The organism is Massilia sp. NBRC 108631 (assembly GCF_059704565.1).
The window spans coordinates 24,822-41,927 of the sequence record NZ_BAAKJE010000245.1; the positions used below are offsets into that span (position 1 = coordinate 24,822).

Here is a 17,106-nt window from a genome sequence, read left to right on the forward strand (position 1 = left end):
GGGTAATCCGGCGGAAAAAGGGCGAAAAAAAAGCCGCGATCTCTCGCGGCTTTTTTCTGCGGCCGAGGCCGCTAAGGGTATTTAGACGTTGAACAGGAAGTTCAGCACGTCGCCATCCTTGACCACATATTCCTTGCCCTCGGCGCGCATCTTGCCCGCTTCCTTGGCGCCTGCTTCGCCCTTGAGGGCGATGTAATCGTCATAGGCAATGGTCTGCGCACGGATAAAGCCGCGTTCGAAATCGGTGTGAATAACACCGGCTGCCTGCGGGGCGGTGTCGCCGATATGGATGGTCCAGGCGCGCACTTCTTTTACGCCGGCGGTGAAATAAGTCTGCAAGCCCAGCAGTTTATAGGCGGCGCGGATCAGACGGTCCAGGCCAGGCTCTTCCATCCCCATATCGGACAGGAATTCCACTTTATCGGCGTCATCCAGGTCGGCAATCTCGGCTTCAATCGAAGCGCAAATGGCGACGATAGGCGCATTCTGCGATTTCGCGTATTCGGTCAGTTGGTCCAGCAGCGGATTATTGGTGAAACCGGTATCGGAAACGTTGGCCACATACATGGCCGGCTTCGCGGTAATCAGGCACAGCGATTTAATGATCGCCATTTGATCCGCGTCCAGGCCCATGGCGCGCACCGGCTTGGCTTCGTTCAGCTGCGGGATTATCTTTTCCAGCAGAGCAACCAGTTTCGCTGCGTCTTTATCGCCGGAGCGGGCTTTCTTGTTTTCGCGGTGCAGCGCTTTTTCAGCGGTGCCCAAGTCGGCCAGCGCCAATTCGGTTTGAATCACTTCGATATCGTCCAGCGGGCTGACTTTGCCGGCAACGTGGATCACGTTTTCATCTTCAAAGCAGCGCACCACGTTGACGATGGCGTCGGTTTCGCGGATGTGCGACAGGAACTGGTTGCCCAGGCCCTCGCCTTGCGAAGCACCGGCCACCAGGCCGGCGATGTCGACGAACTCGACGATGGCGTTGACCATGCGCTCGGGCTTGACGATCTCGGCCAGCGCGGCCATGCGCGGGTCCGGCACTTCCACCACGCCGACGTTCGGCTCGATGGTGCAGAACGGATAGTTTTCAGCCGGGATGCCGGCCTTGGTCAGTGCATTGAAAAGAGTGGACTTGCCGACGTTAGGCAGGCCGACGATGCCGCATTGGAGACTCATGAAAAACCTTTAATGATGGTATTGTTTTGCTGCGCCGATTGCCCGCGCGTAAGGATCAATTGTACCTCAGAACCAGGAGCTTCCATGACGATGCGCGACGCCAAACGCTCGCAGTTTCCCCATTTCCTGCCCATCGCCACCCGCTGGATGGACAATGACGTGTATGGCCATGTCAACAACGTTGTTTATTATTCCTACTTCGACACGGCCGTGAACCAGTTCCTGATCGAACGCGGCGTGCTGGACATCCACAAGGGCGAGGTGGTCGGGTTCGTGGTTGACAGCGGCTGCGCCTATTTCCGTTCCATCTCCTTCCCGGACACTGTCCATGCCGGCATCCGGGTGGCCAAGCTGGGCAATTCCAGCGTGCGCTATGAGATCGCGCTGTTCCGCAACGACGACGAGCAGCCGTGCGCGGCCGGCCATTTCGTCCACGTCTACGTCGAGCGCGCCAGCAACCGCGCCGTCCCGATCCCGGCTGCGGTGCGCGGCGTGCTTGCGACGCTGTCCGGGGCTTGAACCATGAATCCGTTTCCCCTGGTGCATAGCACCAAGCGCCATCCGTCAGCCGTGCTGCTGCTGACGCAGTTGCTGGGCATGCTGCTGTATCCGTTTATCGAAACCGTGCGCGGCGGCCACATCATCTTCAATATGTTCGGCATCCTGGTGCTGGTGGTGGCCACGCGCATGGTGCGGCGCACGCCGGGCCATGCCTGGGTCAGCGCCAGCATCGCCGGCCCCGTGATCATCCTGCTGGGCTTGCAGATGGCGTTCGACCTGCCGGGGCTGCTGCCCTGGTCGTCCGCGCTGGAGGCGGCGTTCTATTTCTATGCCGCCGCCAGCCTGGTGGCCTACATGATGGAGGACCGACTGGCCACGACAGACGAACTGTTCGCGGCCGGCGCCGCGTTCACGCTGCTGGCGTGGGCCTTCACGCACGTGTTCATCCTGGTCCAGGCGCTGCAGCCGGGCACCTTCGGCGCAGCGGTGAACGCCGCCGCCCCGCGCACGTGGACCGAGCTGAACTACCTGAGCTTTGCGCTGCTGTCGAGCACCGGCATCGGCGACGTGATCCCGCTGACCTCGCATGCGCGGGCCATCGCCAGCGTGGAGATGCTGGTCGGGCTGATGTATCTGGCGGCGGTGGTGGCGCGCCTGATCGGCTTTACGCTGCAGTCCAACAAGTCCTAGGCCGGCACGCGCGCGCCCGGCGGCGTCAGTAGCGCTTCTGCGACGCGTAATGCTGGCCCAGATTCATCAACACCCCACTCTGGTGGTCCGGATCTGCCTTCTCTTCGATTTCTACGACACGCTTCAGAGCCGCTTCGGCCTCGGCATGCCTGTGTTCCAGTCTGCCACGGTGGCGGCCGGCGCGGCCATGCCGCCGGCCGGTGCGAGGCAGAGTAAGGAAAGTAGCAGGCGAAACGAGATACGGGCCAAGATAGACATGATTCCTTGAAATATTAATATCTTTGGCGCAATTTGCTTTGCATTTCTGCAATACCATAGTCTTTCCGGCGCCGGCAGAAGGCAATTTCCTTCAATACGGCGGCCCGGCGCGCCCCATACGATGGCCTTTCCGAAATTTTGAAAGGAATGGATTATGCAGACCCCGGATTTGATGGTGCAGGCAGCCGACAGCCTGCGCGCTTTGGCGCTCAACGAACAGGCAAAAGAACGCTTCTGCAGCGATCCCCAGCTGCGCCCGTACATCCACCGCGTGGCTGCGCGCTATCTGGCGGGGCACACCGTGGCCGACCTGGTGCGGCACCTGCACGCTGTCAGCGCGCGCGGGCATGCCGGATCGGCGGAGTATGTGGGCGAAAGCTGCCGCGACGAGGCCAAGGCCAACACCGACACGGAAGTCTTCCTGCAACTGGCGGCCGCGCTCGCGCACGAAAACCTGCAGTGCTCGGTTTCGCTGGACTTGTCCCACGTCGGCTTGCTGGTGGACCCGGAACTGGGCTACCGCAACGCCAGGCGCATTGCCAGCGCCGCGGCCGGCGCCGGCCGCGAGGTAATGATTTCGATGGAGGGCGCGGACCGGGCCAGCCTGATCTATGCCACCTACCGGCGGCTGCATGCCGAGGCCGGACTGGACAACGTGGGCATCACGCTGCCGGCCAAACTGCACCGCAGCGCGCAGGACTTGCCGCAGCTGATGGAGTTGCCGGGCCGCATACGCCTGGTCAAGGGCGCCTTCCTCGAGTCGCCCGCGATTGCCTGGGACCGCCACAGCCCGGAACTGGCAGCCGCCTACCGCCGGTTTGCGCAGACCCTGCTTGCCAGTGGCCACCCATGCGCGCTCGCCACACACGACGTGCAGTTGCAGAACGACCTGGCCGGCTTCATCCTGCAGCAGGAACTGTCGCCGCGGCAATCGGAATTCGAAACACTGTTCGGACTGGGCGCGGATGGCCTGGACGCGCTGCGCCGGCGCGGGTTCCAGACGCGCGAGTACGCCATCTTCGGCGAGGAATATTTTCTCTACGTGCTGAACCGGATCGCGGAACAGCCGGCCCGGCTATTCCAGGCCGTGGTGGACCTTATCGGCCCCGGTACTGCCCCGGCGTTGCAGCGACAAGCTGCTTGAAGGCGCGCTGGAAATGGGCCTGGTCCGCGAAGCCGCTTTCGATGGCGGCGTCGGCAATCGCGGCGCCGCGCCTGAGCCGCGCCTGGCCGTACTGGACGCGCCGGTTGACCAGGTAGGCGTGCGGCGTCATGCCGAACTGGCTCTTGAAGGCGCGGATCAGATAGGACGGCGACAGGCCGGCGGCGGCGCAGATGTCTTCCAGGCTCAGCAGGCGGGTGCAATTGTCGCTGATGAATTCGGCGGCCCGCAGCAGCTTGCCGTTGGCGCCGGCCAGCGCGACCGGCGCCGGGTCCAGCGCCTGCTGCATGTCCATGAAGAAGGCGAGCGCCGCACTCTGCTTCTGCAAGCCGTCGGCGTGCGCCGAGGTCACGGTGTCGTAGAGCCGGTTCAAGCCCGCGAACAGCGCGGTGCTTGAGGTGGTCGAAAACGCCCTGAAATCGGCATTGCGGCTGAAACCGAGTTCATGCTGCAGCGCGGTCAGCCAGGCCACGTCCACATAAAACATGCGGTACGACCACGGCTGGCCGGCGGCCGGATTGCAGGCATGCGCGTCCTCCGGGTTGATCACCACCACGCTGCCCGCGCCCACGGTTTCCTTGCTGCGCCGGTTCCAGTAGGTGCTCACGCCGCCGGTGATGGCGCCGATGGAGAAGGTGTCGTGCGTATGCCGCGCGTAGCACAGGTCGCGGCCGCCGCGTATCGAGCGCGCCTCGATGAAGGGCAGCGCGGCGTCGCGCCAGAACGCGGGCTGCGCGGTTTGCACGCTGGGCATGGCCGGCCCGCTAGCGCGCCAGCGCGCTCAACACCGCCAGGCTCATGGCCTGCGCGGCGGTCTTGATGGAAGGCTCGGGCACCGGCGCATAGAACGGCGAGTGGTTGAAGGCCAGCGGCCTGCCGCCGGCCGTTTCGGCCTCGGCCACCGCCTTGGCGGGATAGACGCCGGTGAAGAAGAACATGCCCGGCACGCCCTGGTTGACGTACTCGGAGAAGTCTTCGCTGGCCGTCATCGGCGCGATCAGGCCGACGTTGGCGGCGCCCAGCGCGTCCTTCAGCACCGCCTCCGTCTTGCGCACCAGCGCGTCGTTATTGATGATGGCCTGGCCGCCGGACTTGAGCTCCACGTCCGGCGCCGGGGCGCCCGCCATGGCGGCCGACGCATTGGCTACGCGCCGCACGCCGTCCAGCAGCTTGGCGCGCACAGCCGGGCTGTAGGAACGGATGGTGCCGCGCACCAGCACGCTGTCCGGAATGATGTTGCCCACGGTGCCGCCCTGGATGGCGCCGATGGTGACCACGCCGAATTCCTTGGGGTCCTTCTCGCGGCTGACCACGGTCTGCACGTCCACCACGAAGCGCGCGGCGATGGTGATCGGGTCCAGCGCCTTGTCCGGCGCAGAACCATGGCCGCCGCGCCCCTTGAACACGATCTCGAGGGCATCCGAATTCGATGACACCGCGCCGACGTTGTAGCCGACGGTGCCGTGCGCAGTCGGCCAGGAATGCAGGGCGAACGCCACGTCCGGCTTGGGGAAGCGCTTGAACAGGCCGTCCTCCAGCATGGCTTTGGCGCCGGACACGGTTTCCTCGGCGGGCTGCGCAATGAACATCAGGCTGCCCTGCCATTGCGATTTGAGTTCCACCAAGGCGCGCGCCGCGCCCAGCCAGCTGGCCATGTGGATGTCATGGCCGCAGCTGTGCATGACGTAGGTTTCGGCGCCGCCGGAGCGGGTGCGGGCCTTGCTGGCGTACGGCAGGCCGGTTTTTTCCTCCATCGGCAGCGCGTCCAACTCGGTGCGCACCATCACGGTGGGGCCGGGTCCGTTCTTGAAGATCGCCACCAGCCCGGTCTTGCCGACGCCTTCGGTCACCTCGAAGCCAAGCGCGCGCATCTCGCCAGCCAGTTTGGCAGCGGTACGCACCTCCTGGAAGGCAATTTCAGGGTGGGCGTGCAAATCCTTGTAGACCGTTTCCAGCTGCGGGTACATGGCATTGATGCGGCTGGCGACTTGCGCCTTGAGCGGCGCGCCGTCCTGCGCCTTGGCGGCCATGGCCGGGAACACTGCCGCCAGGACCAGGGGCAGGCATGCGAGGGTATTTTTCATAGCCCCTATATTCGCATGTTAATTGCCGGCCAGGCGCCAGCGGTCGCCGGATTTTTTCAGATAGTGGTCGACCACGTAGCGCCACGGCATGGCCAGCGGGACCACGATCACCACCAGGCAGGCGATGGTGTTTTCCAGCACGGCCTGGCTCATACTGCCGGACTTCCAGGCCGGCAGCGCGACCAGCGACAGCCACAGCACTTTCCAGATCAGTTCCCACAGCAGCACCGGCAGCATCTGCAGCGGGTAGCGCAGGCCAAGCGCGCACAGCAGCGAGAACGCGGCGAGCATGCACAGCACCACGCCCTCCATCAGCTCCCACGGCTTGCTGTGGTGGAGTATGCCCGGCCAGACGACCAGGGCCAGTCCAACAACGATCAGCAGGTAGACCGCGCGCAGCGCATACAGCCGGAACAATGACACCTCTTGCATGGACCGCTCCTGGTTATTGATTTGATATGTCAATAATATCTTACAGGTGTCAGAAGTCAAGCACATATCGAATGCCCGATGGCAGCAGGGTCAGGGCAACACGAAGTCCAGCTGATAGTGATGCTGCCGGTCCACCTGCTTGAGCGCCATGCGGCCGCTGATGCCGGCCAGCTCGCCGGTGCCGGAATCGGGCACGATGGTCACGGCCAGCTGGCTGTCGCCGCCGTGCATGGCACCTGAATGCTGGATCACGAAACTGCCGGCCTTGCCCTTCAGCGTACCGGTGACGCGCTCGATGGCGACATAGGCGGCGGAACCCTGGGTGTCGGTCATGGCGGTCAGCATTTCGCCTTTGCCGGTGGCTTGCAGGTCGCCGGAGTATTGTTTTTCAAGTAACATGCGCCCGGTGGCTGTGCGGCCCTCATGCTGCGGCGCCGAGGCTGGCGACATCTTGACTTCAAACGTGCCGGCCGCGTGCTGGGCAGCGGGTTCGGCGCGGACCGGCAGGCAAGCGAGGGCGGCAACGGCGGCCAGGGTGGACAGGCTGGATTTCATGGCGCTCTTTTATCAATCGGAAAGCGGCACTGTATTTCAGGACCAGGAGAAAAGATTGGAAAAAACCGACAACGGTGGTGCGCCGATGCCGAAAGGGGTTGTGGATCCGGCGGCAGCGGCGCGCCGCATCCGGCTGGCAAGCTATCCGCCCTCGCCCGCGCTGCAGCCTTTTGTCGACTACCACTGGGTGGTGCAATGGGACAGGAACGGAGGGCCGCCGCAAACCCAGCGCGTGCTGCCGTATCCGAACGCCCACCTGGTGTTCGACCGCGGCAACACGGCCATCCACGGCGTGGTGCGCGGCGCGTTCGAGCGCAAGGTGGAGGGCGCGGGCAAGGTGCTGGGGGTACGCTTCAAGCCGGGCGGACTGCGGCCCTTTCTGCCGCACCCGCTGTCCCGGCTGGCGGACCGCACCATGCCGGTGGACGGGATGTTGGGCGTGGCCGGCGTGGAGGCCGAGCGGCGCGTGCTTGGCGCGGAAGCGGGGGGCAACGGCGGCGATGCTGGCGAGGCGCGCAGCGATACCGATATGGTGCAGGCGGCCGAGGCCTTGCTGGCGGCCGTGCTGCCGCCGGCCGACCCGCGCGCGCTGCTGGCGCAGCGCGCGGTGGCAGCTGCTGCCGCCGAAGACGGCCCGGTCAGCGTGGCGGCCTTGTCGGACCTGCTCGGCATCGAGGAGCGCACGCTGCAGCGGCTGTTCAGCAACTATGTGGGCGTGTCGCCGAAGTGGGTGATCCAGCGCTTCCGGCTGCACGAAGCCACCTGGCAGCTGGGCCGCGCGGCGGCTCCGGACCTGGCCGCGCTGGCTGCGCGGCTGGGCTTTTTCGACCAGGCGCACTTCACGCGCGGGTTCACGCAGCTGGTGGGCAAGCCGCCGCTGGAGTACTGGAAGTCCCAGCAAGCCGGGTGAGATCGAGCGGCGCGCAAAACAGGATCACCGCGCCGCCGCTGATCGACACTTGCTGCGGCGCGCCCTGCGCTATCGCCACCTCCACGTGGACCACGCCGTCGCGGCGCAGGGCACGGCCCTGGTGCCCCTGGAAGCGCAGCAGCTGGCCGTCGTGCGCCATCAGGCCGTGCCGCACCAGGTAGGCGCCGAGCGGGCCGTTGGCATTGCCGGTGACGGGGTCTTCCGGGATGCCGATGGCGGGCGCGAACATGCGGCCATCGGTGGCGGTGCCGCAGGCGCGCAGCTGAAACGGGAACCAGCCGTTGCAGCCGACGTCGGCGCTCAGTGCGGCCAGCGCGGCATGGTCGGGAACGATGGCGTCCAGCGCCACGCCGGCACGCAGCGGCACCATCACTTTCGAATGGCCGGTGGAGACGATTTGCAGCGGCAAGCCCGGCGCAAAAGCGCTGTCGTCCAGCCCCAGCGCAGCCGCCACCGCGCGGCGGGTCGCGGCGGACAAGGGCAGACCGAAGGATAACGGCCCCTGCCGCATGACTATGCGGTAGTCCCCGTCCGCTTGCCGCTCCACGCGGATGCGCTGCACGCCGGCGCCGGTCTTCTGCTGCAGTTCCACGCTGCCCAGCTGCATCGCCACTGCGCGCGCGTAGTGGGCGGCGATGGTGGCGTGGCCGCAGATGGGCACTTCGGTGGTGGGCGTGAAGTAGCGGATGTAAACGTCGTGCGCTTCATCCTGCGCTCCTTTCCTGGGCTGCATGACAAAGGCGGTTTCGGAATGCTTGAGCTCGCGCGCCAGGTCCTGCATCTGCCGTGCGCTCAGTCCGTCGGCAGCCAGCACCACGCCGGCGGGGTTGCCGCGAAACGGGATGGAGGTGAACGCGTCGATATGAAATAGTTGGGTCATGCAAGCTAGTCTAGCCATGGCGATGGCCGGCGATAATAGCTGTAGAATCAGCACATACCTTCCATGGAAGAACGAATGCAGCAGCCTCCGCTCCATTTGCTACGCGCTTTCACGTGCGTGGTCGACCACCACAGTTTTGCGCGCGCGGCGCAGGCATTGCGCATGACGCCCTCCTCCGTGAGCCGGCTGGTGAAAGCGCTGGAGCAGGAACTGGGCACGCAGTTGCTGAACCGCAGCACGCGCGCCATGTCGCTGACCGCCGCCGGCCAGGCGCTGTACGCCGAATGCGGCAGCGCCTTTGCGCAGTTGCGCGGCGCCTACGAGACGGCCAGCCATCAGTATGCGGAACCGTCCCAGCCGCGCGGGCAGCTGCGGCTCAGTGTGCCGGTTTCGTTCGGACGCACCCACGTGGTGCCGCACGTGGCCGCATTCCTGCGCCGCTACCCCGGCATCGAGCTTGACCTCATGATGACGGACCGCTATGTGGACCTGGTGGCCGAAGGGGTCGGCCTGGCCATCCGCATCGGCCGCCTGGACGATTCGGCGCTGGTGGCGCGCAAGCTGATGGACAACCGCCGCCTGCTGGTGGCGGCGCCCCGCTACCTGGAGCAGCATGGCGCACCGGCCGACGTGGCCGGGCTCAGCCGGCACGCGTGCCTGAACCTGGCCGTGAACCGCGACGCCGAGCTGTGGCGCCTGACCGGCCCGGACGGCGAACGCAGCCTGCGTCCCCAGGGCCGTATCCGCGCCGACAATGGCGACGCCATCCGGCAGTTCGCCATCGACGGCCTGGGCATCGCCTTTTTGTCCAGCGCAACGGTGGCGGCGGCGCTGCGTAATGGGGAGCTGCTACAGGTGCTACCGCAGTGGAGCGGCCGCCCGACCGGCGTATACGGTGTGTGTCCGCAACGGCCGGTACCGCCGCCGGCCCGGGCCGCCATGGATTTCCTGGCCGGCCGCTGGCCATAAGCAACCGCCGGCGATGCTTCTCGTATACACTTACAATTGGATAAATTTGCATAACCACAACTTCTGCAATGCAAGCCTGTGGGGGGAGCCGACTTGGATGAGTTGACGGTTACGATGGATCAGCTGCGCGTCGGGCTGTATGTCGAGCTGGACCTGAAGTGGTTCGAGCACCCGTTTGCATTCAGCCATTTCAAGATCAAGTCCGAAGACCAGATCAGCACCTTGCGCAGCCTGGGCCTGCCTTCGGTGCGCTACAAGCCGGAGCTGAGCGATGTGGCGCCGCAGGAAGACGCGCAGGCGGCCACGGCATCCGGCAAGGGCGCGGCGGACTCGGCGGCAGCCGTGGCGGCGGCGGCAGCGGCGGCGGCAGCGTCGCCCGCGCTGCAAGCCAAGCGCGCCATGCTGGAACGCATGCAGCTGCGCCGCGCGGACGCCGAACGCGTCGAGCGCGCCTTTACCCACACCGCGCGCGCCATCCGCGAAATCGAGAAGCACCTGTTCTCGCGGCCCGAGGAGTCGGTCAAGCAGGCCACCGGCCTGGTCACGCAGATCACCGACGCCATCCTGTGCGCGCCGGAACTGGCGATCCATGTCATGGGCGACACGGCCGGCAACGAGGAGCTGTATTTCCACTCGCTCAACGTGACGATGCTGTCGATGATGATCGCGCGCGAAGTCAATCTGCCGCCCGAGGTGGCCAATCTGCTGGGCCTGGGCGCGCTGCTGCACGACATCGGCCGCAAAAACATTCCGGACAAGATCCTCAGCAAGCCGGAACCGTACACCACGGCCGAACAGAACCTGTACGAGATGCACGCGCAGTACGGCGCGGAGATGGCGCAGCGCCTGCAGTGCATGCCGGCGGTGGCGGCGGTGATCCACGACCACCACGAGTTGTTCGACGGCAGCGGCTATCCGCGCAAGCTGAAGGGGGAAGGCATCGGCGTGCTGGCGCGCATCGTGGCCATCGCCAACTACTACGACGAGCTGTGCAATCCATTCAACCTGGCGCACGCGCTCACGCCGCACGAGGCGCTGTCGATGATGTTCGCCAAGCACCGCGCCAAGTTCGATCCGCGCCTGCTGCAGATGTTCATCCGCTGCCTGGGCGTGTACCCGCCCGGCACCGTGGTGCAACTGTCGAATGGCATGACCGGCATGGTGGCGACCGTGAACACGGCGCGGCCGATGAAACCAATGGTGGTGGTGTACGACAAGGATGTGCCGCGCCTGGAAGCCATCATGGTGGACCTGGACCTGGAGCCCGAGCTGAACATCGTCAAGGCGCTGCGGCCCGGGATGGTGCCGCCGGAAGTGTACGTCTATCTCAGTCCGCGCAAGCGCGTCAGCTACTACTTCGACGCCAGCAAGCCGGCGCCGCAAACCGCCGCGGCCTGAGCCGCTCGCATGCCGCCTATGCGGTATGCAGTTGGGTAGTGGCCAGCGGGAACTTGCCTTCGCACACCAGCGGAACGATCTTCAGGCTTTTCTCGATCGCTTCATCGATCAGCAGCTGCTCGTCGCGGCGCGGGCGGTGCAGCACGAAGTCGGCCACCGCCTGCTGCAGGCTGAGCGTGCGCGGATGGCCGATGCCGATGCGAAGGCGCCAGTAGTCCTGCGTGCCGAGCGCGGCGGTAATGTCCTTCAGGCCGTTGTGGCCGCCCGAGGAGCCGCCCTTCTTCAGCTTGGCCACGCCGGGCATCATGTCCAGTTCGTCGTGCACCACCAGCACTTCATCCGGGTTGATCTTGTAAAAGCGCGCCAGCCCGCCCACCGACTGGCCGGAGCGGTTCATATAGGTCTGCGGTTCCAGCAGCCACAGTTCCTTGCCGGCGATGGCGGTCTTGGCCATCAGCGCGTTGAAGCGGGTTTCGCGCTGCAGGCGCGCGCCCAGGCTGTTGGCCAGGTTATCGACCAGCCAGAAGCCGGCGTTGTGGCGGGTTTGTTCGTAGTCGGGGCCGGGGTTGCCGAGGCCGACGATCAGGCGGATGGACATGGTTTCTTCCAGATATAAAAAAACCCCGCGAGCGGGGTTTTTTATTTTACTTCAAAGGAAGTAAAAGATTACTTCTTGCCTTTGGCTGGCTTGGCATCGGCTGCTGGAGCAGCTGCTGCGGTCGCTTCAGCGGACACGTGGCCAGCTGGTACCGAAGCGGTGGCTACGGTCTGGTTTTTGCCGTGGGTAACAGCGGTCACGCCTTTTGGCAGAACCAGGTCCGACACGTGGATCGAGTGGCCCACGTCGATGTTGGCCAGGTCAACGTTCACGAATTCCGGCAGGTCGCCTGCAACGCAGGAAACGTCCAGCTCGGACAGCACGTGGCTGATCGATGCGCCGTGCAGTTTCACGGCTGGCGATACGTCGGCGTTGATGAAGTGCAGTGCCACTTTCTTGTGCAGCTTGGTGTTTGCGTCAACGCGCTGGAAGTCAGCGTGCAGTACCAGTTGCTTGTAAGCGTGCATCTGGAAGTCGCGCAGCAGAACTTGCTGGGTCTTGCCGTCGATTTCCAGGTCCAGGATGGACGAGTGGAACACTTCTTTTTTCAGCGCGTGGTACAGCGCGTTGTGGTCCAGGGAGATGGTGATCGGGGCTTCAGCGCCGCCGTACACGATGCCTGGGGTTTGGCCGGAAATACGCAGGCGGCGGCTCGCACCCGTGCCCTGCAGTTCGCGTTTGAATGCAACTACTTTCATTTGAGACTCCAATAATAAACAAGGCTCGCGCCCTGTTGTGAAGAAGCGCCCCGCGACCAGGGCGCTCCGGAAAAACAGCGGCGCAACCGGTCGAAAACCGGTCGCGCCGCCGCTAAAAACTGTTGTTGTCTACCGAAACAAGCCGAACTGAGCCGAACTTAGTCGATGAACAGGGAGATCACGGAATCGCCCTTGATGATGCGTTTGAACGTCTCGGCCAGCAGCGGTGCGCAGGTCAGCTGGCGGATCTTGCCGCAGGCTTTGGCGGCGTCGGACAGCGGAATCGTGTCGGTCACCACCAGTTCGTCCAGCGACGAGCCGGAAATACGGTCGATCGCCGGGCCGGACAGCACGGCGTGGGTGCAATACGCCACCACTTTCTTGGCGCCGCGCTCTTTCAGCACTTCGGCAGCTTTCACCAGGGTGCCGGCGGTATCGACCATATCGTCCATGATGACGCAGTTGCGGCCTTCGACTTCACCGATGATGTTCATCACTTCGGAAACGTTGGCTTTCGGACGGCGCTTGTCGATGATGGCCAGGTCGCAGCCCAGGCGCTTTGCCAGGGCGCGGGCGCGCACCACGCCGCCGACGTCGGGCGACACGACCAGCAGGTCTTCATTGTCCTTCTTCTGCAGGTCGCCCAGCAGGATAGGGGAAGCGTAGATGTTATCGACTGGAATATCGAAGAAACCCTGGATCTGGTCTGCGTGCAGATCCATGATCAGGACGCGCTCAACGCCGGCGCTTTCCAGCATGTTGGCCACTACCTTTGCCGAAATCGCAACACGCGCCGAGCGGGGGCGGCGGTCCTGGCGGGCGTAGCCGAAATATGGGATGGCGGCAGTGATACGGCCTGCGGAGGCGCGTTTCAGCGCATCGACCATCAGAATCAGTTCCATCAGGCTATCGTTGGTCGGTGCGCAGGTCGATTGCAGCACGAACACGTCTTTACCACGAACGTTTTCGTTGATTTCGACCATGACTTCGCCGTCCGAGAATTTCGAGACGACTGCTTTGCCGAGAGGAATGCCGAGGTTTTTTGCGACTCCTTCAGCCAGCGCAGGATTAGCGTTGCCGGTAAAAACCATCAGGTTTTCGTAAGCCATGGGGAGTCCCAGAGAAGTAAGCGTTGATATCTTGATTGATCGCCGGACAAACCGCTATCCGGCGCTGCGAGCTTCGGTGCCGTGGGCACCTGTATTTTATCTTGACTGGACGCTGATGCATCGACAGACTCAAGAAAAATGGGTGGCAGGGGAACAAGGATTCGAACCTTGGTATGCTGGAATCAAAATCCAGTGCCTTAACCAGCTTGGCGATTCCCCTGCTGTAACTTGCTGCTTGTCGTTATGACGGCGATTATTATACTACCGAACTAACGAAAAGCAAAATCTTTTTTTCACTCACAACATGTCGAAGATCGGATGCCGCTTCAGCGCTTTGGCCTTCCAGGCAGTCCAGACCCCCTGCGCTCTTTCGAGTACCGCATCGGCCCGGCCTTCATCTGCAAAGGCACAAAACACACAAGCACCGGAACCAGTCATCCTGGCATCTCCGTAAGCTGCCAGCCATTCTATCGCCTTTGCTACCGGCGGGTAAATACTGGACGCTACTTGCTGCAAATCATTCCGGCCAAACTGCTTCCAATCGTTTCGATTTTCGTAGTGGCTGGAAAAGTCCGCTATTATGATGGGCGGAGTGTTCCTTGTCAAATGCTCCGAGCAAAATATTTCCGCAGTGGGCACAGAAGCGCCCGGCTCGATCACCACGTACCAGCAATCCGGCGCCGCCAGCGGCTGCAGCGCCTCGCCCACGCCTTCGGCAAAGGCGGTCTCGCCGAAGATGAAAAACGGGATGTCCGCACCCAGCGGCAAGCCCAGCGCCATCAGCTCTTGCTGGTCCAATCCCACGTTCCACAGCGTGTTCAATGCCATCAAGGTGGTGGCCGCGTCGGACGAACCGCCGCCCAGGCCGCCGCCCATGGGGAGCACCTTGTCCACCGTGATGTCGGCGCCGTGCAGCACGCCGCTGCGGCGCAGCGCCTCGGCTTGCAGCAGCGCGGCCGCGCGGATCACCAGGTCCTGCTGCTCCGGCACGCCGGGAATGTCGTTGCTGCGGCGCAGCTGGCCGTCGGTGCGCACGCGGATGTGCAGCAGGTCGCCCCGGCCGATCAGCTGGAAGGCGGTTTGCAGCATGTGGTAGCCGTCGGCGCGGCGGCCGGTCACGTGCAGGAACAGGTTCAGTTTGGCCGGGGCCGGGAGATTCTTCAGTTCGGTCATTATGCTTGCGGTGAGTCGAGGACAATGCGGATGGACATCTCATCCAGCGTGCCGATGGCGCCGTGCTCGGCGTCGATGCGCTTGGGCCGCGGCGGCGCGCCGGGGGCGCCATCCTGCCACGACACATAGGTGATGCGCCAGCCGTCGGCGGTGGTCACGGTGTTGGCGGCCGGGCTGGCGACGAAGCGCTGGCCGCCGGCGGCGGTGGCATAGCCCTGCAGCCATTCGCGCAGGCCGGACACCGGCATGGTCCAGCCCAGCGCCTGCGCGCTCAGCGCGCCGATGTCGGCGGCGCGGCGCGGCGCCTTGCCGCTCTCGGTCAGCACCGCTTCCTGCGGCGTGACGCTGATGGTGGCCACGGTCTGGTTCAGCGGCGGCGCGGTGATGGTGACGTCGGTGCGCTGCGGGCTTTGCTCCCAGATAAAGCGCACATGGCTGGAGTCCTGCTTGCCGTCACGGCTGTAGGTGACCGACAGCTTGCCGGCCAGCTCCAGCGTGTCGCGGTAAGGTGCAACGGCAGCGCCGGAAGGCGGCGGCGCAGCGGGAGTGCCTGCCCCTCCCGCCCCGCCGCCCAGGCTGGCGCAGCCGGACAACAGCAGGCTCAGGCCGCCCGCGCAAAGCATGGAGGCTATCGGTGTGCGCATCATAAGCTCTCCATCACAAACTCGTATTCAGGCGCGCCAGCGTGCTCTTCAGCGCGTCGTTCTGCGGATCCTTGGCGCGCGCCTCGCGCCACAGCTTCTGCGCGCCGCCCTGGTCGCCCTGCGCCCACAGCACTTCGCCCAGGTGCACGGCGATCTCGGGATCGTTGCGCAGCGTGTAGGCCTGGCGCAGCAGCGCTTCGGCTTCCTTCAGGCGGCCCAGGCGGAACTGCACCCAGCCCATGCTGTCCATGATGAAGGGATCGTTGGGCGCCATCTGCATGGCCTTCTCGACCAGCGTATAGGCTTCCTCCAGGCGCAGGTTGCGGTCGGCCAGCGAATAGCCCAGCGCGTTGTAGGCATGGTGGTTGTCCGGGGCAATTTCCATCACCTTGCGCAAGCTGGTTTCCATCAATTCCATCTTGCCCAGCTTCTCGGCCGCCAGCGCAAAGTCGTATAGCAGGTCGGGGCTGTTCGGGTAGCGCAGCACGCCGTCTTCGAGCACCGCGTAGGCGTCGCCGCTGCGGCCGGCGTCGCGCAGCAGCTGGGCGTCGGTCTGCGCCACCTGGGCCAGTTCGGCCGGGTCTTCGCTCTTGATCTCGGTCAGCTGCTTGCGCGCACCGGCCAGGTCGCCCATGCGCGCGGCCAGCTGGGCGCGCTTGAGCTTGACCGTCAGCAGCAAGCGCGGCTCGCCGCCGTCGATCTGCTCCAGCCACGACTGGGCGGCCGCGTAGTCGCCGCGCTCCTCGGCGATCTGCGACAGGATCAGCAGCGCCTTGGTGGGGTCGCGCTCGTCGCCGCCCTCCTTGTCCACCACTTCCACGAAGTGCTTGAAGTAGCCTTCGGCGGCGGCCGTGTCGTTGCCCTGCATCGACATGATGCCCAGCGCATACAGCGTGGCCGGATTGTCGGGCTGGCTTTTCAGCAGGAACTGGAACTGCTCGCGCGCCTTGTCGTACTGCTTCTGCTCGACCAGCATGCGCGCGTAGGCCGCGCGCACTTCGCGCGAATTCGGATACTTGGCGAGGAAGCCGTTGACCATCCTGGTCACCGCGTCCGCATCGGGCGTCACCTGCGCCATGGTCAGCAGCGCCAGTTCGGAATCGGGCTTGATGCGCATGGCTTGCTGCGCTTCCCTGGCGGCGCGTTCGGCGTCGTTGTTGGCGTAGGCGCCCTGGGCCAGGACCAGATGCGCCTCCAGCGTCTGGCCGTACGGTTTCAGCACGCGCTCCATCAGCGCGAAGGCGGCGGCCTTGTCCTTGGCGCGCAGCAGGAATTGCTGCATCTGGAACATGGCCAGGCCGCGCGAATTGGCAGGCGCGGCCTTCAGGCGTTGCGCGAACACCTGCTCGGCTTCGCTCAGGTCGTCGCCCAGCACGGAAAAACCGAGGAAATACTGGGCCGCCTCGTCGGACTCCGGCGCCAGCTCGCGCCACAGGCGGATGGCCGCCATGGCCTCGCCGCCCTGCTTGGCGGCCAGCGCCATTTCGGCCGAACGCTGGGCCAGGCGCGGGTCGCGCGTCTGCTGGGCCAGCACCATCATGGTCACGTAGGCGCTTTGCCACTGGCCACGCTTGAAGTCCAGTTCGGCCTTGGTCAGCTTGTAGAACAGGTCGCTGGTCAGCTCGACGCTGGGCAAGGGCTCGGTGGCCTGCACGGCGGCGGCGGCGGCCACGGCCTGCATGGCCGGCGTGTCGCGGGTTTCCGGCCCGGCAGCGGGAACGGGCTGATCGGCCGTATCGGCTTGTTTTTGCGGCGCAACGGAGCAAGCGGAAAGCACTGCGGAGAGGGTTACAATGACGAGTGCGTTTTTCAAAGGATAGTCCTGACTGGTCGGAAACTAGCCTGATTTTA

The 17,106-nt window shown here is 64.7% G+C and carries 19 protein-coding genes and 1 tRNA gene; 6 read left to right on the forward strand and 14 right to left on the reverse strand.

Annotation, left to right across the window (positions count from 1 at the left end; genetic code table 11):
• Positions 1-81 precede the first annotated feature (81 nt).
• Positions 82-1,173 (reverse strand): redox-regulated ATPase YchF, encoded by a 1,092-nt coding sequence (gene ychF / locus AC6H42_RS26320; RefSeq protein WP_057158298.1) that lies wholly within the window; start codon positions 1,171-1,173, stop codon positions 82-84.
• A gap of 90 nt (positions 1,174-1,263) precedes the next feature.
• Between ychF and AC6H42_RS26325 the strand changes: the two genes are divergently transcribed.
• Positions 1,264-1,692, forward strand: coding sequence for an acyl-CoA thioesterase (locus AC6H42_RS26325; protein WP_229418374.1), 429 nt, complete (start codon positions 1,264-1,266; stop codon positions 1,690-1,692).
• A 3-nt stretch (positions 1,693-1,695) separates the two neighbouring features.
• Positions 1,696-2,364 (forward strand): ion channel, encoded by a 669-nt coding sequence (locus AC6H42_RS26330; protein WP_057158300.1) that lies wholly within the window; start codon positions 1,696-1,698, stop codon positions 2,362-2,364.
• A gap of 25 nt (positions 2,365-2,389) precedes the next feature.
• Here the strand turns inward: AC6H42_RS26330 and AC6H42_RS26335 are convergent, their stop codons facing one another.
• Entirely contained in the window at positions 2,390-2,680 is a 291-nt protein-coding gene (locus AC6H42_RS26335) for a hypothetical protein (RefSeq protein WP_157201175.1), read from the reverse strand.
• A gap of 96 nt (positions 2,681-2,776) precedes the next feature.
• On the opposite strand from AC6H42_RS26335, the gene AC6H42_RS26340 reads away from it, so the two are divergent.
• A complete protein-coding gene (locus tag AC6H42_RS26340; protein WP_057158302.1) occupies positions 2,777-3,766 on the forward strand; it encodes a proline dehydrogenase family protein in 990 nt (329 codons plus the stop codon).
• Here AC6H42_RS26340 and AC6H42_RS26345 read toward each other — a convergent pair.
• The 4 genes from AC6H42_RS26345 to AC6H42_RS26360 all read right to left on the reverse strand — a co-directional run bounded on the left by AC6H42_RS26345 (position 3,720) and on the right by AC6H42_RS26360 (position 6,855).
• Positions 3,720-4,538, reverse strand: a complete 819-nt coding sequence (locus AC6H42_RS26345) for an AraC family transcriptional regulator (RefSeq protein WP_057158303.1) — start codon at positions 4,536-4,538, stop codon at positions 3,720-3,722. The two genes, AC6H42_RS26340 and AC6H42_RS26345, sit on opposite strands and share 47 nt — an antisense overlap.
• Positions 4,539-4,548: 10 nt before the next feature.
• The gene (locus tag AC6H42_RS26350; RefSeq protein ID WP_497549315.1) at positions 4,549-5,868 is read right to left on the reverse strand and encodes an amidohydrolase; all 1,320 of its coding nucleotides are present in this window, start codon (positions 5,866-5,868) and stop codon (positions 4,549-4,551) included.
• Positions 5,869-5,886: 18 nt separating this feature from the next.
• On the reverse strand, positions 5,887-6,300 hold the full coding sequence (locus AC6H42_RS26355; RefSeq protein ID WP_057158305.1) for a hypothetical protein: 414 nt from the start codon (positions 6,298-6,300) through the stop codon (positions 5,887-5,889).
• Between the two features lie 90 nt (positions 6,301-6,390).
• Complete coding sequence (locus tag AC6H42_RS26360) at positions 6,391-6,855, reverse strand: DUF3224 domain-containing protein (protein WP_082552202.1); 465 nt, start codon at positions 6,853-6,855, stop codon at positions 6,391-6,393.
• A gap of 55 nt (positions 6,856-6,910) precedes the next feature.
• Here AC6H42_RS26360 and AC6H42_RS26365 point away from each other — a divergent pair, with 55 nt between their 5' ends.
• On the forward strand, positions 6,911-7,765 hold the full coding sequence (locus AC6H42_RS26365) for an AraC family transcriptional regulator (RefSeq protein ID WP_497549316.1): 855 nt from the start codon (positions 6,911-6,913) through the stop codon (positions 7,763-7,765).
• Here the strand turns inward: AC6H42_RS26365 and AC6H42_RS26370 are convergent.
• Positions 7,707-8,666: a PhzF family isomerase gene (locus tag AC6H42_RS26370; protein WP_057158307.1), complete on the reverse strand. Its 960-nt coding sequence runs from the start codon at positions 8,664-8,666 to the stop codon at positions 7,707-7,709. The genes AC6H42_RS26365 and AC6H42_RS26370 overlap by 59 nt on opposite strands.
• A 75-nt stretch (positions 8,667-8,741) precedes the next feature.
• On the opposite strand from AC6H42_RS26370, the gene AC6H42_RS26375 reads away from it, so the two are divergent.
• On the forward strand, positions 8,742-9,635 hold the full coding sequence (locus AC6H42_RS26375) for a LysR family transcriptional regulator (RefSeq protein WP_057158308.1): 894 nt from the start codon (positions 8,742-8,744) through the stop codon (positions 9,633-9,635).
• Between the two features lie 114 nt (positions 9,636-9,749).
• A complete protein-coding gene (locus tag AC6H42_RS26380; RefSeq protein WP_497549317.1) occupies positions 9,750-11,033 on the forward strand; it encodes an HD-GYP domain-containing protein in 1,284 nt (427 codons plus the stop codon).
• Between the two features lie 16 nt (positions 11,034-11,049).
• Here the strand turns inward: AC6H42_RS26380 and pth are convergent, their stop codons facing one another.
• From pth to AC6H42_RS26415, 7 genes are all read right to left on the reverse strand, one after another.
• The gene (gene pth / locus AC6H42_RS26385) at positions 11,050-11,631 is read right to left on the reverse strand and encodes an aminoacyl-tRNA hydrolase (RefSeq protein WP_057158310.1); all 582 of its coding nucleotides are present in this window, start codon (positions 11,629-11,631) and stop codon (positions 11,050-11,052) included.
• 68 nt (positions 11,632-11,699) lie between these two features.
• Positions 11,700-12,329: a 50S ribosomal protein L25/general stress protein Ctc gene (locus AC6H42_RS26390; protein ID WP_057158311.1), complete on the reverse strand. Its 630-nt coding sequence runs from the start codon at positions 12,327-12,329 to the stop codon at positions 11,700-11,702.
• A gap of 158 nt (positions 12,330-12,487) precedes the next feature.
• Positions 12,488-13,438, reverse strand: a complete 951-nt coding sequence (locus AC6H42_RS26395; RefSeq protein WP_057158312.1) for a ribose-phosphate pyrophosphokinase — start codon at positions 13,436-13,438, stop codon at positions 12,488-12,490.
• Positions 13,439-13,581: 143 nt separating this feature from the next.
• Positions 13,582-13,658, reverse strand: a tRNA-Gln gene (locus tag AC6H42_RS26400).
• A gap of 77 nt (positions 13,659-13,735) precedes the next feature.
• Positions 13,736-14,611, reverse strand: coding sequence for a 4-(cytidine 5'-diphospho)-2-C-methyl-D-erythritol kinase (ispE, locus tag AC6H42_RS26405; RefSeq protein ID WP_497549318.1), 876 nt, complete (start codon positions 14,609-14,611; stop codon positions 13,736-13,738).
• Positions 14,611-15,258 carry a lipoprotein insertase outer membrane protein LolB gene (locus AC6H42_RS26410; RefSeq protein ID WP_497549319.1) on the reverse strand — a complete coding sequence of 216 codons (648 nt, stop codon included), beginning with the start codon at positions 15,256-15,258 and terminating at the stop codon, positions 14,611-14,613. Before AC6H42_RS26410 ends, ispE begins: the two co-directional genes overlap by 1 nt.
• Positions 15,259-15,268: 10 nt before the next feature.
• Complete coding sequence (locus AC6H42_RS26415; protein WP_057158315.1) at positions 15,269-17,068, reverse strand: tetratricopeptide repeat protein; 1,800 nt, start codon at positions 17,066-17,068, stop codon at positions 15,269-15,271.
• Between the last annotated feature and the right edge of the window lie 38 nt (positions 17,069-17,106).